Raw genomic sequence first — 3,440 nt, 5'->3', positions numbered from 1 at the left:
TTTTTACGCAGTACGGCAGAAACTCTTTTTTCCGTGCCATCTTTAACGCGTGCAATATTCTCTGTATGCTTCCAAATCGACATCGCAAACAGCAGAATGGCGATGGCTACAGGCCAGAATCCGTCAGCCGGAAACACCGCCACGGCGAGCAGCGTGACGTAAAGAACGAGTACACCAGCCACAAGGTAATCGGTGGCAAGTGAAACGATGACCAATAGAAGCAAGCCGGCAATTCCGAATCTCCAATCGAGCGCCAGCATTACACCGATGAGCGGCGCAGTTCCTTTGCCGCCGTTGAATTTCATGTAGATGGGAAAGTTGTGGCCGCACACGACGCCCGCGCCAATGGTGAACAATAAAGTCCAGACCGTACCATCCGGCAGCGCGGAGGCGTCCAGCAGCAGCCGGAATCCTGCAACCGCAAGAATGCCTTTGGCAATATCGAGAACGGCAACGAGTGCGCCGTATTTCCAACCAAGCACGATCGCGGCATTCGATGCCCCGGAATTTTTGACGCCTTCTTTTTTGATGTTGACGCCCGTCAACAGCTGGGAGATAAGGGAGCCGTGCAAAGAACCGATGATATAACCTGATATGAGTGCTGAAATCGTCCAAAATAACATCTGCCTTCTCCTCCTTCCTTTAATTTTAACGCAATAGGCGCTTCGAAGTTTCAAAATTATTCGAATTTTATGCTTGACATTGCTTACCATTCTTTTTATACTTCACAACAAGATGAAAAACTAAATCTGAATACTCTTATCAAGAGAGGCGGAGGGAATAGGCCCTGTGATGCCCAGCAACCAACAAGCGCAGCTTGGAAAGGTGCTAAATCCTACAGATCCGGCACGACGGGATCTGGCAGATGAGAGGAGGTATACCCGTATATGACGGCCCTCTTCTTAACCGAAGAGGGCTTTTTCTGTTCCCTCCTCAACCTTGGTTTCCATCTATAAAAAATTAGGAGGAATAGAAATGACGAATTTTAAACCTGAAACTCTTTTATTGCACGGCGGCCAGCAGCCCGATCCCGTAACAGGATCAAGAGGAGTGCCGATTTACAAAACAACTTCCTATGTGTTTAAAGATACAGAGCATGCGCAGAATTTATTCGGCTTAAAAGAAGCTGGCAATATCTACTCACGCATCATGAACCCGACAGTCGACGTATTCGAACAGCGTGTGGCGCTGCTTGAAGGCGGCACTGCAGCTGTGGCATTGGCATCCGGCATGGCAGCCATCGCTTTTTCAATCTTGAATGTAGCGGAAGCGGGCGATGAGATCGTCGCGGACAGCAATTTGTACGGCGGAACTTACAGCCTTTTCGCAAATACATTGCCAAGATACGGCATTACAGTCAAGTTTGTCGACGGCAAAGATCCGGAAAATTTCCGCAGCGCAATTACCGATAAGACGAAAGCGTTATTTGGCGAAATTATCGGCAATCCGAGCCTGAATGTCTTCGACGTGGAAAAGGTGGCGTCTATCGCTCATGAAAACGGCATTCCATTATTGATCGACAATACATTTGCATCGCCTTACGGCAGCAACCCGATTGAATTCGGAGCTGATGTGGTCATCCACTCGGCGACAAAATGGATTGGCGGCCATGGCACGACAATCGGCGGTGTGGTCGTCGATGGCGGGAAATTCAATTGGAACAATCCGAAATTCCCAAGCTACACGGAGCCAGACGAAAGCTACCACGGCATCCGCTACGGAATCGATGCAGAAGGCGCATCCTTTGCAACTAAATTGCGCGTCCAGCTGCTGCGTGATTTCGGCCCTTCTTTAAGTGCAGAAAGTGCTCATGCATTTTTACAGGGGTTGGAGACGCTGCATTTGCGGATTCCCCGCCATAACAGCAATGCCCAAGCTATCGCGGAATATTTAAGAGATCATCCGCAGGTCGAATGGGTTAATTTTATCGGCTTTGAAAATCATCCATCACATGGACTGGCCAAAAAATACTTGAAAGACGGCTACGGATCCATCGTCAATTTCGGCGTTAAAGGCGGGCGTGAAGCCGGCCGGAAAGTGATCGACAGCGTTGGATTGTGGTCGCATGTCGCCAATGTCGGCGATGCGAAATCGTTGATCATCCATCCGGCATCGACGACGCACCAGCAATTGTCTAAAGAGGAACTTGAATCATCGGGCGTAACAGAAGAGTTGATCCGCCTGTCGGTCGGGCTTGAGAATCCGGAAGATTTGATTGCGGACCTGGAACAGGCGATACAAGCTTCAATTCTGGAAAACGTATAGGAGGAATGCAGAATGGCTAGCGTATCGATCGGATCTTTGGTCCTGGAGTCAGGAGAAATCCTTGAAAATGTCGAACTTGCCTATGAACGCTGCGGAAAAAATGGTGCCCCAGTGGTCCTTGTATGCCATGCTTTGACAGGCGATCAGTTTGCTGTCGGCACTGCAGAAAATCCTGGCTGGTGGGCAGGCTTGGCAGGGCCAGGAAAAGCCGTAGATACAAATAAGTTCCAGGTCATCACGTTTAATGTGCTGGGCGGATGCAGCGGATCTACTGGACCTTTGTCCATCAATCCGCACACTGGAACCCCTTACCGTGCTGCATTTCCGGCCATCACAATCCGTGATATGGTGAATGCAGAATACGCGGCTTTAAAGGAGTTGGGCATAACCGGCCTTGCAGCGGTCATTGGCGGATCGCTTGGCGGCATGAAAACTTTGGAGTGGGGACGCAGTTATCCGGAATTCACCAAAGCGATTTTCCCCCTTGCTGTCACGCCGGCTTACAGTGACTTCGGTGTAGCATTCAATTTTATCGCCATTCAGTCAATCATCAACGATCCGAAGTTCAATGGGGGAGACTATGGGGACGCCGCGGAGCTGAAAGGCTTTGAAGTGGCTCGCATGGCAGGGATGGTGACATATCGGAGCGGCGGAATGTTCAACGAGCGCTTCAGGCGTTCAACCCGCGGCGAAATTTTTGAAGTGGAGTCGTATTTGGCTTATCAAGGCCAGAAGCTGGCAAAGCGCTTCGATGCCAATAGCTATGTAGCTTTGCTGCAAGCAATGAATACACACGATGTTTCAGAAGCTCGGCTGGAAGTTGAGGTTTTCTCTCTTTCCTATACCCACGATTTGCTTTATCCGAGCGAAGGGATGGTGCCATGGCTAAAGTGCCAGCCAAATGCTTCGTGGGAAATCGTCGATACCCAATTCGGGCACGATGGTTTTCTGGTCGAATTTGAAAAATGGGACCATCACATTTCAAAAAAATTGAATAGCTTGCCAATTCCCCAGCTTATGCAATAGCATAAGCTTTTTTATTTGCCTTAAACTCAGAGTAAATGATGGAAAAATATCCTTGTTCCATGCATCTTTAAACCGAGATAATATTTTTCAAAAATAGGTGAAAATGATTAATAAGGAATATGTTTACAGTTAAATAAAACGGGTACTTG

The 3,440-nt window shown here is 48.6% G+C and carries 3 protein-coding genes and 1 riboswitch; of the genes, 2 read left to right on the top strand and 1 reads right to left on the bottom strand.

The genetic code is table 11. From position 1 onward, the window contains the following. On the bottom strand, nucleotides 1–623 hold a 623-nt coding region (locus EGV91_RS14915), incomplete at its 3' end, for a glycerol-3-phosphate acyltransferase (RefSeq protein WP_135505045.1). A gap of 133 nt (nucleotides 624–756) precedes the next feature. After that, nucleotides 757–872, top strand: a riboswitch (SAM riboswitch). 103 nt (nucleotides 873–975) lie between these two features. Between EGV91_RS14915 and EGV91_RS14910 the strand changes: the two genes are divergently transcribed. Then, a complete protein-coding gene (locus tag EGV91_RS14910) occupies nucleotides 976–2,265 on the top strand; it encodes an O-acetylhomoserine aminocarboxypropyltransferase/cysteine synthase family protein (protein WP_135505043.1) in 1,290 nt (429 codons plus the stop codon). Between the two features lie 12 nt (nucleotides 2,266–2,277). Continuing rightward, nucleotides 2,278–3,291, top strand: coding sequence for a homoserine O-acetyltransferase MetX (gene metX, locus EGV91_RS14905; RefSeq protein ID WP_135505041.1), 1,014 nt, complete (start codon nucleotides 2,278–2,280; stop codon nucleotides 3,289–3,291). Nucleotides 3,292–3,440: the final 149 nt, after the last annotated feature.

This window comes from Planococcus koreensis, assembly GCF_004761975.1.
Lineage (GTDB): Bacteria > Bacillota > Bacilli > Bacillales_A > Planococcaceae > Planococcus > Planococcus koreensis.
This window is presented reverse-complemented; position numbering and strand designations above follow the sequence as displayed.

Bases quoted from the DNA above. Each gene is read 5' to 3' on its own strand.
- metX (WP_135505041.1), top strand. From the start codon at position 2,278: ATGGCTAGCGTATCGATCGGATCTTTGGTCCTGGAGTCAGGAGAAATC.
- EGV91_RS14910 (WP_135505043.1), top strand. From the start codon at position 976: ATGACGAATTTTAAACCTGAAACTCTTTTATTGCACGGCGGCCAGCAG.